The organism is Aeromonas sp. PS2Canimalfood6 (genome assembly GCF_048276795.1).
GTDB classification, from domain to species: Bacteria; Pseudomonadota; Gammaproteobacteria; order Enterobacterales; family Aeromonadaceae; genus Aeromonas; species Aeromonas caviae.
Genome location: NZ_JBLUXC010000004.1, coordinates 20,798 through 36,863, shown reverse-complemented (window position 1 = coordinate 36,863; position 16,066 = coordinate 20,798). Strand labels below are relative to the sequence as shown.

Below are 16,066 nucleotides of genomic sequence, written 5' to 3'. Positions count from 1 at the left end.
TATCCCTGATCTCGAGATCTCGCTCTGGTTGGCACCTTTATTGCTTCAAGCCAGTCAGTGTCAATGATTTGTCTGGGAAGGGAAGATGGAAATTAGCGCAAGCAGCCTGATGCAAGAGATGCAGGCCCTCAAGGTGGAAGCCGGTGCCACGCCGTTGACCCAGCCCGGTCGTCCGGTCAGCTCGGATTTCGGCCAGATGCTGCAACAGGCCCTGGACAACGTCAACGAGTTGCAGGGCACCGCCAACGATCTGCGTACCCGCTTCGATCTCGGCGACAAGTCGGTGGATCTCTCCCAGGTGATGATCGCCGGCCAGAAATCCTCCATCGCCTTCGAGGCGACGGTGCAGGTGCGCAACAAGATGGTCGATGCCTACAAGACCATCATGAACATGCCGGTGTAACTCGGGCCCATGGCGACCGAGCATCATGAACATGTCAGCAACAAGGACATAAACCGTGGCAACTGATCAAAACGGCGATCTGCTGATCAACAACGAGGGGGCGGCCGCCCTCGACGAGCACGAGCAGAAGAGCTCGGCGCTGGGCTTCCTGTCCAACACCGATGTGTTGCGCCAGATCACCCTGATCCTGGGGCTGACCATCTGTCTGGCCATCGCCGTCTTCATCCTCTTGTGGGGCAAGGAGCCGGAGATGCGTCCCCTCGGCACCTTCACCACCCAGGAGCTGGTCTCCACCCTGGATTACCTGGATCAGCAGAAGATCCCCTATCAGGTGGATGGCAAGAGCGTGCTGGTCAGTGCTGAAAACTATGCGGACATCCGCTTGCGCCTGACCCGCGCCGGTCTGGCCAACAACAGCGACGCCAGCAACGACGGCGAAGCCATCCTGCTCAAGGACTCCAGCTTCGGCGTCAGCCAGCGCATGGAGAGCGAGCGCCTGAAACTGAGCCGTGAGCGCCAGTTGGCGAGCGCCATCGAGCAGTTCCAGAACGTCGCCAAGGCCCAGGTGCTGCTGGCTATCCCGAAAGACAACGTGTTTGCCCGCAACGAACGCAAGCCCAGCGCCACCGTGGTCCTGAGCCTCAAGGGCAACGCCCTGGGCCAGGGTGAGGTGGACTCCATCGTCGACATGGTCGCCTCCGCCGTTCACGGTCTGGAGCCGACCCGCGTCACCGTGACCGACCAGAACGGTCGCCTGCTCAACTCCGGCTCCCAGGATCCCCTCTCTGCCCAGACCCGCAAGGAGTTTGCGATGCAGCAGAAGCAGGAGCTCGAATACAAACAAAAAATTGACGCCATCCTGATCCCGGTGCTGGGGGCCGACAACTATACGGCAGAGGTGGATCTCTCCCTCGACTTCTCCCAGCAGGAGCAGACCCGCAAGACCTACAACCCGGACCTGCCGGCGGTGCGCTCCGAAATGACCATGGAAGAGAACAGTGCCAGCGGCAGCAACGGCGGGGTGCCCGGTGCCCTCTCCAACCAGCCGCCCGCTGCGTCCAACATTCCCGAGCAGGCAGCCGGCGGGGAAGGAACCGCCTCTTCCGGCCGTTCCCGCAAGGAAGCGACCCGCAACTTCGAACTGGACACCACCGTCAGCCACATCCGGCGCCAGCAGGGCGGCATTCGCCGCATGACGGTGTCGGTGGCGGTGGATTACAAGGCCATCCCCGGCGCCGACGGTGCCGTGACCCGGGAAGCCCGCAGCCAGGCCGAACTCGATACCCTGCGCCGCCTGCTGAGCGGCGGTCTGGGCTTTGACGTGACCCGGGGGGATACCCTGGAGGTGGTCGCCATTCCGTTCAACCGCCCGGAACTCGAGACCGTGGCCGACATCCCCCTCTACGAGCAGCCCTGGTTCTGGCGCGCGGTGCGCATCGCCGCCTCCGTGCTGGTCATCATAGTGCTCATCGTCACCGTGGTGCGGCCCATGCTCAAGCGCCTGCTCTACCCGGACGCCAAGCCGGAAGGGGAGCTGGACTTCGACAACCACACCGTGCTGGGTGGCGACGACGAACTGAGCCTGCTGGCCGCCCAGGCCGAGGCCGAACCGGTATTCGGTCTGCGGGATGGTCAGCTCAAGCTGCCTGACCTGCACCGTGACGAGGATCTGCTCAAGGCCGTGCGCGCCCTGGTAGCGAACGAACCTGACCTGGCCGCCCAGGTCATCAAAGAATGGGTAACCAAAGATGCCTGAAGAGAATAAAAGCCAGGTCACCGGCAACGACATCACCGAAAGCCAGCGTTTGATCCTGGATCAGATGGGCGGCATGGAGATGGCGGCGGTGCTGATGCTGAGCCTCAACGAGGAGGATGCGGCCCAGATCTTCCGTCACCTCGAGCCCAAGCAGGTGCAGCGGCTCGGCATGTCCATGGCCTCCATGTCGGATTTCAGCCACGATCGGGTGGCGGCGGTGCATCGTCAATTTATCGACGACATCCAGAAGTACACCAACATCGGCATCGGCAGTGAAGACTTCGTGCGCAAAGCCCTGGTGGCGGCGCTCGGGGAGGACAAGGCCAGCAACCTGGTGGATCAGATCATCCTGGGGTCAGGCGCCCGTGGCCTCGACTCCCTCAAGTGGATGGATGCCCGCCAGGTGGCCAGCATCATCCAGAACGAGCACCCGCAGATCCAGACCATCGTCCTCTCCTATCTGGAGCCGGAGCAGTCCGCCGAGATCCTGAGCCAGTTCCCGGAGCAGGTGCGCCTGGATCTGGTGATGCGCATCGCCAACCTCGAAGAGGTGCAACCGGCGGCGCTGCAGGAGCTCAACGACATCATGGAGAAACAGTTCGCCGGTGCGGCCGGTGCCCAGGCGGCCAAGATGGGCGGCCTGAAGGCGGCGGCCAACATCATGAACTACCTGGACACCAACATCGAAGGGCAGCTGATGGACTCCATCCGCGAGTCGGACGAGGAGATGAGCCAGCAGATCCAGGATCTGATGTTCGTGTTCGAAAACCTCATCGACGTGGACGATCGGGGCATCCAGACCCTGCTGCGGGAAGTGCCCGGGGATCTGCTGCAACGGGCCCTCAAGGGGTCGGACGACCAGATGCGGGAAAAAGTATTCAAGAACATGTCCAAGCGGGCCGCCGAGATGCTGGCGGACGACCTCGAGGCCATGGGGCCGATCCGGGTCTCCGAGGTGGAGGCCGCCCAGAAGGAGATCCTCTCCACCGCGCGCCGCCTGGCGGATGCGGGCGAGATCATGCTGGGGGCGGGTGGTGGCGAAGAGTTCCTCTAAGCCATGGGCCATGGAATGTGCGATGATGTCGGCCCCTGTACCCGGCCCTCGATAGGAGTCTCTTCGGCACATGAATGACAAGAACAGCAAACTGCGCGGCTATCTGAGGCCCGAGTCCGACACGGCGCAGATTGAGACCTGGGGCTGGCCAGAGATGGAGACCGAAGCCGAGGTCGAGACCAATGCCCTGGGGCTGGCCCCTGACTGGTATCGTCAGGAGCAGGCCGATGCAGCCCTGCCGGAAGAACAACCCGAAGAGCCCGCCCCCAGCATCACCGCCGAAGAGGTGGAGGCGATTCGTCAGGCCGCCTGGGAAGAGGGGATGCGCGATGGGCGCGAGGCCGGTTTTGCCAAGGGGCTGGAAGAGGGCAAGCTCGAAGGCTTGCAGCAGGGCCACCAGGCCGGGCTGGAGCAGGGCAGGGAAGAGGGACTCGCCATGGGGCGGGAGCAGGTGGAGCTGGAGATAGCCCGCTGGCAAGCCCTGGTCTCACGCCTGGCCACTCCCCTTGGCGAGATGGACGAGGCGGTGGAGCAGCAGCTCATCGCCCTGGTGCAACAGCTCGCCCGCGCCCTCATCCGCCATGAGGCGCAAACCTCCCCCACGCTGCTGCTGGAGGCCCTCAAGCAGGGATTGGCCCTGCTCCCTGCCGCCGAGCAGGGGGTCACCCTGATGCTGCACCCGGAGGATGTGACCCGGGTAGAGGCCGCCTTTGGCGCCGAGGAGTGCGCCAGGCGCCACTGGCGGCTGCAAAGCGAGCCCACCTTCTCCCCCGGCGATCTGCAACTGGCCACCGAGCTTTCCAGCATCGATCTCACCCTCTCCGGGCGCATCGATCAACTGCTGCGCAATTTCCTGCGTGACAACGCGAGCTGAGCCATGGCCCGGTTCGAACCCGTCGTGCAGCGCCCTGCTGACGGCATCATCAGGCAATCATCGTCGGAGGCGACATGACGGCACCCCTTCTTGATCGGCTTAAAGGCTACCGGGTTCGCGAGCAGGCCCCTATACCGCCGGTGGCGGGCAAGCTCACCCGGGTGGTGGGGTTGACCCTGGAAGCCATTGGCTGCCGCGCCGCCATCGGCTCCCTGTGCCGCATCGATACCCAGGATGGGGCCCTGGAGGCCGAGGTGGTGGGGTTTGCCGGGGATCGCCTGTTCTTGATGCCGAGCGAGCAGCTCAAGGGGGTCATTCCCGGCGCCCGGGTGGTGCCCGTCACCGAAGATCACGGCATCCCGGTGGGCATGAGTCTGCTTGGCCGGGTCATCGACGGTATCGGCCAGCCCCTTGACGGGCTCGGCCCCATCCTCTCGTCCCAGACGGTGCAGTTCGCCCAGCACCGCATCAATCCCCTGGCCCGTCGCCCCATCCATCAACCCATGGACGTGGGGGTACGGGCCATCAATGCCGTGCTCACCGTGGGCCGGGGTCAGCGCATGGGGTTGTTCGCCGGCTCCGGTGTCGGCAAATCCGTGCTGCTTGGCATGATGACCCGGGGCTCGGTGGCGGATGTCGTCGTGGTGGGCCTCATCGGCGAGCGGGGCCGGGAGGTGAAGGAGTTCATCGAGGAGATCCTCGGCGCCGAGGGGCGCGAGCGCGCCGTGGTGGTGGCCGCCCCTGCCGATGCCTCGCCGCTGATGCGCCTCAAGGGGTGCGAGACGGCGCTCGCCATCGCCGAGTATTTTCGGGAGCAGGGGCTCAACGTGCTGCTGCTGATGGACTCCCTCACCCGCTACGCCCAGGCACAGCGGGAAATTGCACTGGCGGTGGGGGAGCCGCCGGCCACCAAGGGCTATCCCCCCTCGGTGTTTGCCAAATTGCCGGCGCTGGTGGAGCGGGCCGGCAACGGCAGCGACGGCCAGGGCTCCATCACCGCCTTTTTCACCGTGCTGACGGAGGGGGACGATCTGCAGGATCCCATCGCCGACGCGGCCCGGGCCATCCTTGACGGCCATATCGTGCTGGCGCGGGAGCTGGCGGATGCAGGCCACTATCCGGCCATCGACATCGAAAAATCCATCAGCCGGGTCATGCCCATGGTGACCTCACCGGAGCACATGGAGCTGGCGCGCACCTTCAAGCAGTTCTACTCCCTCTACCAGCAGAACCGGGATCTCATCACCATCGGCGCCTACAGCCAGGGATCGGATCCGCGCATCGACCGGGCCATCATCCAGAAACCCTATCTGGATCAGTTCTTGCAGCAGAAAATGCGCGAGGTCATTCACTACGATGAAGGCCTGCAATCCCTGCAACTGGTGGCCATGCCCCTGATGCGTTGACCGGTGGAGAGCCCTTATGAGTAAAGGATTGACGTTGCTGGCGAGTCGGCTGGAGGAGGCTGAACAGCAGGCCGCCATGGCGCTGGCCAAGGCCCAGCAGGATCTCAAGCTGTTCATGGATCAGCAGAACGCCCTCAACCAGTACCGCCAGATCTACCACCAGCAGTGGACGGAGCGCGGTCTGCAGGGGATCAGCCCCCAGCAGAACAGCCAGTATCACGCCTTCATCAACAAGCTCGAAAACGCGGCGACCCAGCAGTACCAAGGGGTGTTGCAGGTGCGCGAGGCACTGGCCGAGTGCCGCACCCAGTGGCTCGAAGCCCAGCAGCGGCGCAAGGCGGTCGAGCTGCTGCTGGAGAAGAAGGCGGACAAGGTGCGCCAGAAGGCCCAGCGCCAGGAGCAGAAGATGCTGGATGACTACGCCATCCTGCGTCGTTATCACCAATCTGGCCTGTAATTTGCTTTCTTCCGGTCATGCGAGGCCGATGGGCCAAGCCATGACCGCACGTGCGGCCGTCACCGAATCGTCGTCAGGGATCCCAGCATGATACAGACCCCCTTGATTAGCACTCTCCCCCAGGCGCCTTCTGCCGATAGCAGCGCCACCCTGCTGGCTCCCACCGTCGGGGGCGAAGGGGGCGTGCAGCCGTCAGGCGAGGGCAAGGCCGCCTTCTCGCAAGCCATGGCCATGGCCCAGCTGATGGGCAAGGCGCCAGCCAGTCAGGGCAATCCACCACTCCAGGGCCCCGCCGAGGGCGCCCGGGAGGGGCTTGCCCCGGCTGCCAAATCTTTGGCGTCTGACGAGCCCGCCACCGAGTCTGCGTCTTCCTTGAAGGGAGCGGACGACGAGGGGGAGCTGCCTCCCGACGACTTCCTGCAACAGTTGCAAGCCTCCCTGCGCCAGGATGTGAGCCTGGTGGTGCCCCCGACATCGCCCGCCCTGGCCGGTGAGGCGGCGGCGCCTGTGGACGGCAACCCCTTGCCGCCTGGCGCCGCAGCGCCTGGGATGGCAGAGGGGGTGGGAATGGCAGAGGGCGTGGAGGCGGCAGAGGGGAGCGCCTCCCTGCCGCAGATGACGCCAGAGCGTCAGCATGAAGAGAACAAAACGAAAGCCATCCACGGTGCGGTCCAAGGCGCCAGCGCCGTGCCGAGCGGTCAGGGTGCTCTGCCGCTGGGGGCCGAAGAGCCCCCCTTGGCCGATGACATTGCCGTGGCCGACCAGGGCGGAGCGACCCGCCAGCCCATGGCAGGCAAGGGAGCGGAGCCGGATGCCAAGGGGGGTGAGCCCCCTCTCTCGGGTCAGGAGCGTGCCGCCCTGCTCGCCAAAGTGGTGGCAGGAGAAAACGCCCAGGCTCCCACTGTCACCCGGGCTGACTCATCGCAAGAGGCACAGGTGGCCCATCCCCTGGCGTCGGCCGGACAGAGGACAACCACTTCCCGTGCCACCAGCGCCTATGGCGATGGCGTGATCCGGACGGTGGCGCAGGGGCCGGCCCCTGGGGCCGCACCGGAGTCCGCCCCGCCCGCGACAGCGGCAAGGGCAGAGAAGGACGCCCCTGTTGCCGGTGAGGCCAGACAGGCCGAGGCCGCGATCGGGCAGGGAGCCCGTGCAGGGGCCGAGCCTGCGGTGAATGCAGGGAGCAGCCAGCCCGTGACGACGGAGGACACGGCCCCCGTGCAGGTGGCGCCGCAGATCCTGGCTCGTCATGAATCCCAGGGGGCACAGGCCCCCCTGACGGCCCTCTCGGCGGGCCTGGACCAGATGGAGAGCGCCCCCGTGGTGGCCGCCGGCGCGGCCGTGTCGGTGAAGCCCGCGGTGGACAAGTCCCGGCTCGATGAGCTGGGCAAACAGTCGGGGATGGAGGTCAAGGGCAGTGAACCCGCCGAGGGGAGCCAGCCTTTGCATCAGGCCCAGAGCCAGGTCGGCGAGAACAGACCGCTGGCCGAGGCGACCGTCAGACGGGAACCCCAGAGCCTGCCCCACCTCAAGCTGGCGACCCCTGAGGCCCCCGAGCAGCTGCACCACAAGGTGAACCTGATGCTGGCGGACAAGCTGCAACAGGCGGAGATCCAGCTAGACCCCCTTGGGCTTGGCAAGATGAAGATCCAAATCCAGATGGATGCCTCCAGCCAGGCCAGCGTGCACTTCGTGGTGCAGCATGGCCAGACCCGTGAGATGCTGGAGCAGGCCATGCCGCGCCTGCGCGACATGCTGGCAGGGCAGGGGATCCAGCTCGGCCAGACCGTGGTGCAACAACAGGCGCAGCAGCAAGCCTTCCAGCAGCAGGGGCAGTCATCCTCCCAGGGCCAGTCCGGTTTCGGTGACCAGGGGCGACAGGGGGGAAATGGTGGTGGCAGCGATGGCAGAGAGGCCGAGGGGAGCGCTCGCAACCTCACGCTGCTGGTGGAATCGGCAAACGATGCCGGAATCGATTTCTATGCTTGATGCATTCTTAAGTAAGTTTATGATACCGAACAAGTTTGAGACTAGGGTGGACAAGGGATGGCAGACGATAACGAACTGACGCTGAAGGATCCGGCGGCAGGCAAGAAAAAGAAGCTGATCATGATAGTCGCCCTGGCCGTCGTGCTCCTTGGCGGGGGCGGCGCCGGCGCCTGGTTCATGCTCGCCGGTGGGGATGAGCCCGCTGCCGAAAAGAGCGAGGCCAAGCCGGAGGCGAACACGCCCCAGCCCTCGCTCTATGTGGGCATGCCCCGTCCCTTCGTGTTCAACGTGGCGGGAGGCCAGCGGGATCGGCTGGTGCAGATCAAGATCCAGCTGATGGTGCGCGGCACCGCCGACGAAACCCTGGCCAAACAGAACATTCCCCTGATCGAAGGCACCTTGCTGCGGGTCTTCAGCTCGGCGACCGCCGAACAGCTGATGACCTTCGAGGGCAAGGAGAAGCTGCGTCAGGATTCGCTGGAAGAGTGCCGCCGGGTGCTGAACGACCTGGTCTCTTCTCCCGTAATCGAACAAGTGCTGTTTACCGGCTTTGTCATGCAATGAAAGGTGAAGCGTGAGCGATCTGTTAAGTCAGGACGAGATTGATGCCCTGCTGCACGGCGTCGACGATGTCGAGGAGGAGGAGCTGGGAGCTGCCGGGGATCCCGGTATCGCCCAGTTCGACTTCTCCTCCCAGGACCGCATCGTCCGCGGCCGCATGCCGACCCTGGAGCTGGTGAACGAACGGTTTGCCCGCCACATGCGCATCAGCCTGTTCAACATGATGCGGCGCACCGCCGAGGTCTCCATCAACGGCGTGCAGATGCTCAAGTTCGGCGAATATGTCCACACCCTGTTCGTGCCCACCAGCCTGAACATGGTGCGTTTCCGCCCCCTCAAGGGGACGGCGCTCATCACCATGGAGGCGCGGCTCGTCTTCATCCTGGTGGAGAACTTCTTTGGCGGTGATGGCCGCTACCATGCCAAGATCGAGGGGCGGGAATTCACCCCCACCGAGCGGCGCATCATCCAGATGCTGCTCAAGCTGGTGTTCGAGGACTACAAGGATGCCTGGGCGCCGGTGATGGACGTGGGCTTTGAATACCTCGACTCCGAAGTGAACCCGGCCATGGCGAACATCGTCAGCCCCACCGAGGTGATCGTGGTGAGCTCCTTCCACATCGAGCTGGACGGCGGTGGCGGCGACTTCCACGTGGCCATGCCCTACTCCATGCTGGAACCCATCCGCGAACTGCTGGATGCGGGGGTGCAGAGCGACAAGGGGGATACCGACGTGCGCTGGAGCAAGGCCCTGCGCGACGAGATCATGGACGTCAAGGTGGAGCTCAAGGCCAAGCTGCTGGAGACCGAGCTCTCCTTGCGTGAGCTGATGGAGCTCAGACCCGGGGACATCATCCCGGTGGAGATGCCGGAGAACCTGCTGGTCTTTGTGGAGGATCTGCCCACCTTCCACGCCAAGATGGGGCGCACCAAGGAGAACGTGGCGCTCAAGATCACCGACAAAATCAAGCGCCCTGACGGGGTCAAGACAGAGATGCATCTGGTGACCCGCGGGGGCGTGCGCATTGATGGCGAAGCCGAGCTGGAAGAGCTCGAGCGAAGCATCTCTGACAAACACCCTGATTGATCCTCCCCCAGGGGAGGTGTTGCAACACTGAGGAATTGAAGATGAGCGGAACCGATGACGAGCAGGATTTGATGGCTGACGCCTGGGCGGCCGCACTGGAGGAGCAGGTCACGGCCGAAGCCAAGCCTGCCCCCCTGGAGGAGTTGAAGGACGAAGCCCCCATCAGCGCCGAAGAGCGGCGCAAGCTGGACACCATTCTGGACATCCCGGTGACCATCGCCATGGAAGTGGGCCGCAGCCAGATCAGCATTCGCAACCTGCTGCAACTGAACCAGGGCTCGGTGGTGGAGCTGGATCGGGTGGCGGGTGAGCCCCTGGACGTGCTGGTCAACGGCACCCTGATCGCCCACGGCGAGGTGGTGGTGGTGAACGACAAGTTCGGTATCCGCCTCACCGACGTCATCAGTCAGATTGAAAGGATCAAGAAGCTCAAATGATCCGTGTGCTCCCGTTGTGGCTGTTTTCCCTGCCTGCCCTGGCCAACCCGGGGGTAGGGGCCAATCCCCCCAGCCTCACCTCCTGGCTGCTCTCCAGCCTGATGGTGATCGGCCTCATTCTGGTGCTCGGCTTCCTGCTCAAGAAGAGCAAGCTCTCCCAGGTGATGGGAGGGGGCCAGATGAAGGTCATCGCCACCCTGCCCCTTGGCTACAAGGAGAAGCTGATGGTGGTCAAGGTGGGCGGCCAGCAGCTGCTGGTCGGGGTGACGCCGCAGCAGGTCAACTTCCTCTATCGCCTGGAGGAGCCGCTGGACGAGAGCCAGCCCCAGGCGTTCTCCGAGCAATTGGGCAAACTGATGGGCAAGCATGAAAAACGTTAACTGGACCCGGTGGCTGGCACTGCTCTCCCTGGTGCTCTCGCCCCTGGCGATGGCCCAGGACGGCATGTCGGCACTCACCGTCAAGACCATGGCGGATGGCAGTCAGGAGTACAGCCTGACCCTGCAGGTGCTGGCGCTGATGACCGCGCTCTCCTTCCTGCCGGCCATGGTGATCATGATGACCTCCTTCACCCGGATCATCGTGGTGCTCGGCATCCTGCGCCAGGCCATCGGTCTGCAGCAGAGCCCCTCCAACCAGGTGCTGATCGGCATCGCCCTCTTCATGTCGTTTTTCATCATGTCGCCGGTGCTGGATCGCATCAACAACGAGGCGCTGCAGCCCTATCTGGCCGAGACCATCGGGGCCAAGGAGGCCCTGGAGAAGGCGGAGCTGCCCATTCACCAGTTCATGCTGGCCCAGACCCGGGTCAAGGATCTCAATACTTTCATGGAGATAGCGAACGTGCAGGTGGCCGAGCCTGCGGACGTGCCGCTACGGGTGTTGATCCCGGCCTTTGTCACCAGCGAGCTCAAGACCGCCTTCCAGATAGGCTTCATGTTGTTTCTGCCTTTCCTGGTCATCGATCTGGTGGTCGCCAGTATCCTGATGGCCATGGGGATGATGATGCTCTCCCCCATGCTGGTCTCCCTGCCGTTCAAGCTGATGCTGTTCGTCATGGTGGATGGCTGGAACCTCATTCTGGGTTCCCTGGCCACCAGCTTCGGGCTGGGCTCGGGTGGTTAGGGGAGGGCAGACCCTCCCCCTGGCTCTCCCCTTCACTTGGGGAGGGCGCGAGGCCTCTCTTTCTCTCGAAGGAGGAGGCCAGGAGGATGCGGCCCTGGGCAAACCCATCACAAGGAGCGAGCAATGAGTCCTGAAACCTTCGTCGACGTCTTTCGCGAGGCGCTTTGGCTGGTGACCATCATGGTGTGCGCCGTGATCCTGCCGAGCCTGATGGTGGGGTTGGTGGTCGCCATCTTCCAGGCCGCCACCTCCATCAACGAACAGACCTTGAGCTTCCTGCCCCGTCTGGTGGTCACCCTGCTGGCCCTGGGAGCGGGGGCTCACTGGGGATTGCAGAGTCTGATGGACTTCTTCCAGCTGATGGTGAGCCAGATCCCCGAGGTGGTGGGCTGATGCCAGCCAAGGGCCACCCTTTCGCTCTGGCAGACCGGTGCCTGCGTCCTCCCGTTGGCCTGCCCCTGCCGGGAGTGTTGCTGTCATGACCTACACCACGGCGCTCATCATGGAGTGGCTCTCCTCCATCCTCTGGCCCCTGGCCCGGGTGAGCAGTCTCCTGATGGTGATGGCGGTCTTCGGCAGCCGGCTCGCCCCCGCCCATATCCGTATCGGCCTGGCGCTGGCGATCACCCTCATCATCGCCCCCCTGCTGCCCCCGATGCCGAAGATCGAGCTCTTCTCTCTCGGCAGCTTTCTGGTGCTGGGGCAGCAACTGCTCATCGGCATTGCGCTCGGCCTCATGACCCAGTTCCTGCTGGAGACCTTCGTGATGGCGGGTCAGGTCATCGCCATGCAGACCAGCCTGGGCTTTGCCACTCTGGTGGATCCCATGAACGGCCAGTCGGCTCCCGTGGTGGGTCAGTTCTACCTGATGCTGGCGACCCTGGTGTTTCTCGCGGTGGACGGCCACCTGCTGATGCTGCGCATGGTGGTGCTGAGTTTCGAAACCCTGCCGGTATCTGACAGCGGGCTCACCCTGCCTGCCATCCGCAGCCTGGTGAGCTTTCTCGGGGTCATGTATCAGGCTTCTCTGGTGATGGCGCTCTCGGCCATCATCGCCCTGCTGCTGATCAACTTCGCGTTCGGGGTGATGACCCGTGCGGCCCCCCAGCTCAACATCTTCAGCATCGGCTTTGCGGTGAGCATGATGTCGGGCCTGTTCATCCTCTGGCTCACCATCGGTGGCTTCATGGGGCACTTCGACGCGCTCTGGGAGCGGGTGCAGGAGACCAGCTGCGAGCTCATCAACGTCCAGTGCTTCGGGGGCCAGCATGACTGAGGCCCTCCCGGTTGCGGCCCTTTTGCCGCCACTCTGGCGGGCCGCCAGTCGGCTGATGCCGGCAGGAGGCCAGCATGGCTGATACCGATCAGGAACGCACAGAACAACCCACGGGCAAACGACTGCAACAAGCCCGGGAAAAAGGGCAGATTGCACGTTCCAAGGAGCTGGGTACCGCCAGCGTCCTGCTGGCGACCGTGTTCGGCCTCCTGATGATCAAGGAGAGTCTGGCAGGGGCCATGATCAAGGTGCTCACCATGGGCTTTACCCTGGACCGGGACCAGGCGTTCGACCCCAATGCCATGGGAGCCATGGTGCCCGCCCTGCTGGGGGAGCTGATCCAGCCTCTGGGGCTGCTGTTCATGCTGGTGATCATCGCCGCCTTCGTCGGCAACACCCTGCTCGGCGGGATGAACTTCTCCTCCGAGGCCATGCTGCCCAAGTGGAGCAAGCTGAGCCCCCTGAGCGGCATCAAAAGGATGTTTGGGGTGCAATCTCTGGTGGAACTTGTCAAATCCATCGCAAAAGTGGTGTTTATCAGTCTGTTCGCCTGGTGGATGCTGTCGAGCCAGTTCAACCATCTGCTGAATCTCTCTCTTGAGGGCTTTCCCGGCGGCATCGTCGATGCCCTGGACCTGCTGCTCTGGATGCTGATCATCCTCTGCTGCGCCCTGATCCCCATTGTCGCCATCGATGTGCCGTTCCAGAGCTGGAACCACAATCGCCAGCTCAAGATGACCAAGCAGGAGATCAAGGACGAGTTCAAGGACAGCGAAGGCAAGCCCGAGGTCAAGGGGCGGATACGCCAGTTGCAGATGCAGATGGCCATGCGCCGCATGATGGGGGATGTCCCCAAGGCCGATGTGATCATCACCAACCCGACCCACTACTCGGTGGCGCTCAAATACGATGCGGGCAAGCCGGGGGCTGCGCCCAAGGTACTGGCCAAGGGGGTCGACGAGGTGGCGATGAAGATCCGGGAGATCGGGCGCGAATACGACATCCCCGTCATGTCCTCCCCGCCGCTCACCCGGGCCCTTTACCACGCCACCGAGATTGGCCAGGAGATCCCGGAGGGGCTCTTCGCCGCCGTCGCCCAGGTGCTGGCCTATGTCTATCAGCTCAAGAAGTTCCGCCGTGGCCGCGGCCGGCGCCCGACCCCCATCGCCAAGGATCTGCCCATTCCCCCCGAGTTTCGCAAATAACGCAGTGGAGGCAGCCTGATCCCAGGTGCTCTCCCTTGTGCCCCGTGTTTCGCAAATAAAGCGGCCACCATCCGATCTCTCTCTTGTGTCGCAAACAAGGCCGCTATCTCCTTGTCGAGGCGCGTCGCCTCGCCCCATGGCCTGGGCTGGCCTTTGGCCTGCTTGGTGAAGGCAGCTTCCCCCCTGTCACCATTCCCCGTGACGCCAACGACGGACTTCTGACAGCGTTAAAATAAAAACCATATAAATCAATATATTGAATCCTTGGCTTGATATTTGCTTTAATCCGCTATTGGCAGTTTATCATTGAGATGCACGATGGGATTCAAAGCGGGACTGGGCCGTTTCAAAGAGTACAAGTGGCTGCTCAGCAGAGGGGTAGGGACGCCGCTGCTGGTATTGGCCTCTCTGGGGATGGTGGTACTCCCCATCCCGCCCCTGATGCTGGATATCCTCTTCTCCTTCAACATCGCCCTCTCCATCGTGGTGCTGCTGGTGGCCGTCTATACCCGCCGGCCCCTGGAATTCGCCGCCTTCCCCACCGTCTTGCTGATAGCGACCCTGCTGCGACTCGCCCTCAACGTGGCCTCCACCCGGGTGGTGCTGCTGGAGGGCCACAACGGCAGCGCGGCGGCCGGCCACGTGATCGAGGCCTTCGGCAACGTGGTCATCGGCGGCAACTATGCGGTGGGCATCATCGTCTTCATGATCCTGATGATCATCAACTTCGTGGTGGTCACCAAGGGTGCGGGCCGGATCTCCGAGGTGAGCGCCCGCTTCACCCTGGACGCCATGCCCGGCAAGCAGATGGCCATCGATGCGGACCTGAACGCCGGCCTCATCAACCAGGAAGAGGCCAAGAAGCGCCGTCAGGACGTGACCCAGGAAGCGGACTTCTACGGCTCCATGGACGGTGCCTCCAAATTCGTGAAGGGGGATGCCATCGCCGGCATCATGATCCTCTTCATCAACATCATCGGTGGCTTCATCATCGGCATGATGCAGCACCAGCTCAGCTTCGGTGAAGCGGCCCAGATCTACACCCTGCTCGCCATCGGTGACGGCCTGGTGGCCCAGATCCCGTCCCTGCTGCTCTCCATCGCCGCCGCCATCATAGTCACCCGCCAAAATACCGATCAGGACATGGGCACGGCGGTACTCGGCCAGCTGTTCGAGAACCCCAAGGCGCTGGTCATCTCCGCCGGCATCCTCTTGATGATGGGCAGCGTGCCCGGCATGCCGCACCTGGCCTTCCTGAGCCTGGGGGCCGTGGCGGCCGCCGGTGCCTGGTGGCTGCTGCGCCGAGAGAAGCAGAACAAGGCGAGGGCGGCGAGCGGCGAACTCCTGCCGGCCCAGGGGGATGCCCCGGTGGAGCAGAAGGATCTGAGCTGGGACGACGTCATGCCGGTGGACATCATCGGCCTGGAGGTGGGCTATCAGCTCATCCCGCTGGTGGACAAGAACCAGGGGGGCGAGCTGCTCAACCGGATCAAGGGGGTGCGCAAGAAGCTCTCCCAGGAGCTCGGTTTCCTGGTGCCTGCGGTGCACATTCGCGACAACCTGGATCTCGCCCCCAACCAGTACCGCATCACCCTCATGGGGGTGAGCACCGGCGAGGCCACCGTCTATCACGACAAGGAGATGGCCATCAACCCGGGCCAGGTGTTCGGCCAGATCCACGGCATCGCCACCCAGGACCCGGCGTTCGGGCTGGAGGCGGTCTGGGTCGCCAAGGAGCAGGTCTCCCAGGCGCAGACGCTGGGCTATACCGTGGTCGATGCGGCCACCGTGGTGGCCACCCACCTGAGCCAGATCGTCTCCAACCACGCCGCCCTGCTGCTTGGCCACGACGAAGTGCAGCAACTGCTGGACATGATAGGGAAACACCAGAGCAAGCTGGTGGAAGGACTGGTTCCCGAGGTGATCAGCATGGGCAACCTGGTGAAGGTACTGCAAAATCTCCTCAATGAAGGCGTGCCAATTCGCGATATGCGCACTATCCTGCAGACCCTCGTGGAATATGCGCCCCGCAGCCCGGACCCGGAAGTGCTGACCGCGGCCTGCCGCATCGCCCTGCGCAGACTCATCGTGCAGGAGATCGCCGGCCCAGAGCCCGAGCTGCCGGTGATCACCCTGTCACCGGAGTTGGAACGTATATTGCATCAATCCCTGCAGGCAGGTGGGGGAGATGGCGCCGGCATCGAGCCGGGACTGGCGGAGCGGATGCAGCGCTCCCTGGTGGAAGCCACTCAACGACAAGAACTGGAAGGCCAGCCGGCCGTGCTTCTGACATCGGGGATATTGCGCAATACCCTGGCGAAGTTTGTCAAGAATGCCATTCCTGGATTACGCGTGCTGTCCTATCAGGAAGTGCCTGACGACAAGCAGATCCGCATCGTCAGTGCGGTAGGACAGGGCTAGTTAGCGGAGACGACG

Annotated in this window: 16 protein-coding genes; all 16 read left to right on the top strand. The window is 63.7% G+C overall.

Going from position 1 to position 16,066, the window contains the following annotated elements; all coding sequences use genetic code 11:
• Nucleotides 1-85: 85 nt before the first annotated feature.
• Entirely contained in the window at nucleotides 86-403 is a 318-nt protein-coding gene (fliE, locus tag ACNPAA_RS03030; RefSeq protein ID WP_029314161.1) for a flagellar hook-basal body complex protein FliE, read from the top strand.
• 55 nt (nucleotides 404-458) lie between these two features.
• Entirely contained in the window at nucleotides 459-2,159 is a 1,701-nt protein-coding gene (gene fliF / locus ACNPAA_RS03025) for a flagellar basal-body MS-ring/collar protein FliF (RefSeq protein WP_041212623.1), read from the top strand.
• Nucleotides 2,152-3,213: a flagellar motor switch protein FliG gene (gene fliG / locus ACNPAA_RS03020; protein WP_010673917.1), complete on the top strand. Its 1,062-nt coding sequence runs from the start codon at nucleotides 2,152-2,154 to the stop codon at nucleotides 3,211-3,213. The genes fliF and fliG overlap by 8 nt, the downstream gene beginning before the upstream one ends.
• 70 nt (nucleotides 3,214-3,283) lie before the next feature.
• Nucleotides 3,284-4,087, top strand: coding sequence for a flagellar assembly protein FliH (gene fliH / locus ACNPAA_RS03015; RefSeq protein WP_042878970.1), 804 nt, complete (start codon nucleotides 3,284-3,286; stop codon nucleotides 4,085-4,087).
• Between the two features lie 74 nt (nucleotides 4,088-4,161).
• Nucleotides 4,162-5,493: a flagellar protein export ATPase FliI gene (gene fliI, locus ACNPAA_RS03010; protein ID WP_029314163.1), complete on the top strand. Its 1,332-nt coding sequence runs from the start codon at nucleotides 4,162-4,164 to the stop codon at nucleotides 5,491-5,493.
• Nucleotides 5,494-5,509: 16 nt separating this feature from the next.
• Complete coding sequence (gene fliJ, locus ACNPAA_RS03005) at nucleotides 5,510-5,950, top strand: flagellar export protein FliJ (protein ID WP_039039911.1); 441 nt, start codon at nucleotides 5,510-5,512, stop codon at nucleotides 5,948-5,950.
• Between the two features lie 87 nt (nucleotides 5,951-6,037).
• Entirely contained in the window at nucleotides 6,038-7,939 is a 1,902-nt protein-coding gene (locus ACNPAA_RS03000; protein ID WP_257709883.1) for a flagellar hook-length control protein FliK, read from the top strand.
• A 57-nt stretch (nucleotides 7,940-7,996) separates the two neighbouring features.
• Nucleotides 7,997-8,503 carry a flagellar basal body-associated protein FliL gene (fliL, locus tag ACNPAA_RS02995; RefSeq protein ID WP_010673922.1) on the top strand — a complete coding sequence of 169 codons (507 nt, stop codon included), beginning with the start codon at nucleotides 7,997-7,999 and terminating at the stop codon, nucleotides 8,501-8,503.
• Between the two features lie 10 nt (nucleotides 8,504-8,513).
• Nucleotides 8,514-9,587: a flagellar motor switch protein FliM gene (fliM, locus tag ACNPAA_RS02990; protein WP_010673923.1), complete on the top strand. Its 1,074-nt coding sequence runs from the start codon at nucleotides 8,514-8,516 to the stop codon at nucleotides 9,585-9,587.
• Nucleotides 9,588-9,628: 41 nt separating this feature from the next.
• Nucleotides 9,629-10,024 carry a flagellar motor switch protein FliN gene (gene fliN, locus ACNPAA_RS02985; protein WP_010673924.1) on the top strand — a complete coding sequence of 132 codons (396 nt, stop codon included), beginning with the start codon at nucleotides 9,629-9,631 and terminating at the stop codon, nucleotides 10,022-10,024.
• Nucleotides 10,021-10,404 (top strand): flagellar biosynthetic protein FliO, encoded by a 384-nt coding sequence (fliO, locus tag ACNPAA_RS02980; protein WP_010673925.1) that lies wholly within the window; start codon nucleotides 10,021-10,023, stop codon nucleotides 10,402-10,404. The genes fliN and fliO overlap by 4 nt, the downstream gene beginning before the upstream one ends.
• Complete coding sequence (gene fliP, locus ACNPAA_RS02975; RefSeq protein WP_010673926.1) at nucleotides 10,391-11,149, top strand: flagellar type III secretion system pore protein FliP; 759 nt, start codon at nucleotides 10,391-10,393, stop codon at nucleotides 11,147-11,149. The genes fliO and fliP overlap by 14 nt, the downstream gene beginning before the upstream one ends.
• 123 nt (nucleotides 11,150-11,272) lie before the next feature.
• Nucleotides 11,273-11,542: a flagellar biosynthesis protein FliQ gene (gene fliQ, locus ACNPAA_RS02970; protein WP_010673927.1), complete on the top strand. Its 270-nt coding sequence runs from the start codon at nucleotides 11,273-11,275 to the stop codon at nucleotides 11,540-11,542.
• An 85-nt stretch (nucleotides 11,543-11,627) separates the two neighbouring features.
• A complete protein-coding gene (gene fliR / locus ACNPAA_RS02965; RefSeq protein WP_010673928.1) occupies nucleotides 11,628-12,425 on the top strand; it encodes a flagellar biosynthetic protein FliR in 798 nt (265 codons plus the stop codon).
• A 74-nt stretch (nucleotides 12,426-12,499) separates the two neighbouring features.
• Nucleotides 12,500-13,630 carry a flagellar biosynthesis protein FlhB gene (gene flhB, locus ACNPAA_RS02960; RefSeq protein WP_041212629.1) on the top strand — a complete coding sequence of 377 codons (1,131 nt, stop codon included), beginning with the start codon at nucleotides 12,500-12,502 and terminating at the stop codon, nucleotides 13,628-13,630.
• A gap of 318 nt (nucleotides 13,631-13,948) precedes the next feature.
• A complete protein-coding gene (flhA, locus tag ACNPAA_RS02955; RefSeq protein ID WP_417891581.1) occupies nucleotides 13,949-16,051 on the top strand; it encodes a flagellar biosynthesis protein FlhA in 2,103 nt (700 codons plus the stop codon).
• The last annotated feature ends 15 nt before the right edge of the window (nucleotides 16,052-16,066 follow it).

What these genes read in the sequence shown, in the direction of transcription:
- fliN (WP_010673924.1), top strand. Translation starts at nt 9,629, where the DNA reads ATGAGCGGAACCGATGACGAGCAGGATTTGATGGCTGACGCCTGGGCG.
- fliO (WP_010673925.1), top strand. Translation starts at nt 10,021, where the DNA reads ATGATCCGTGTGCTCCCGTTGTGGCTGTTTTCCCTGCCTGCCCTGGCC.
- fliP (WP_010673926.1), top strand. Translation starts at nt 10,391, where the DNA reads ATGAAAAACGTTAACTGGACCCGGTGGCTGGCACTGCTCTCCCTGGTG.
- fliE (WP_029314161.1), top strand. Translation starts at nt 86, where the DNA reads ATGGAAATTAGCGCAAGCAGCCTGATGCAAGAGATGCAGGCCCTCAAG.
- fliI (WP_029314163.1), top strand. Translation starts at nt 4,162, where the DNA reads ATGACGGCACCCCTTCTTGATCGGCTTAAAGGCTACCGGGTTCGCGAG.
- flhB (WP_041212629.1), top strand. Translation starts at nt 12,500, where the DNA reads ATGGCTGATACCGATCAGGAACGCACAGAACAACCCACGGGCAAACGA.
- fliR (WP_010673928.1), top strand. Translation starts at nt 11,628, where the DNA reads ATGACCTACACCACGGCGCTCATCATGGAGTGGCTCTCCTCCATCCTC.
- fliL (WP_010673922.1), top strand. Translation starts at nt 7,997, where the DNA reads ATGGCAGACGATAACGAACTGACGCTGAAGGATCCGGCGGCAGGCAAG.
- fliH (WP_042878970.1), top strand. Translation starts at nt 3,284, where the DNA reads ATGAATGACAAGAACAGCAAACTGCGCGGCTATCTGAGGCCCGAGTCC.
- fliG (WP_010673917.1), top strand. Translation starts at nt 2,152, where the DNA reads ATGCCTGAAGAGAATAAAAGCCAGGTCACCGGCAACGACATCACCGAA.
- ACNPAA_RS03000 (WP_257709883.1), top strand. Translation starts at nt 6,038, where the DNA reads ATGATACAGACCCCCTTGATTAGCACTCTCCCCCAGGCGCCTTCTGCC.
- fliQ (WP_010673927.1), top strand. Translation starts at nt 11,273, where the DNA reads ATGAGTCCTGAAACCTTCGTCGACGTCTTTCGCGAGGCGCTTTGGCTG.
- fliJ (WP_039039911.1), top strand. Translation starts at nt 5,510, where the DNA reads ATGAGTAAAGGATTGACGTTGCTGGCGAGTCGGCTGGAGGAGGCTGAA.
- flhA (WP_417891581.1), top strand. Translation starts at nt 13,949, where the DNA reads ATGGGATTCAAAGCGGGACTGGGCCGTTTCAAAGAGTACAAGTGGCTG.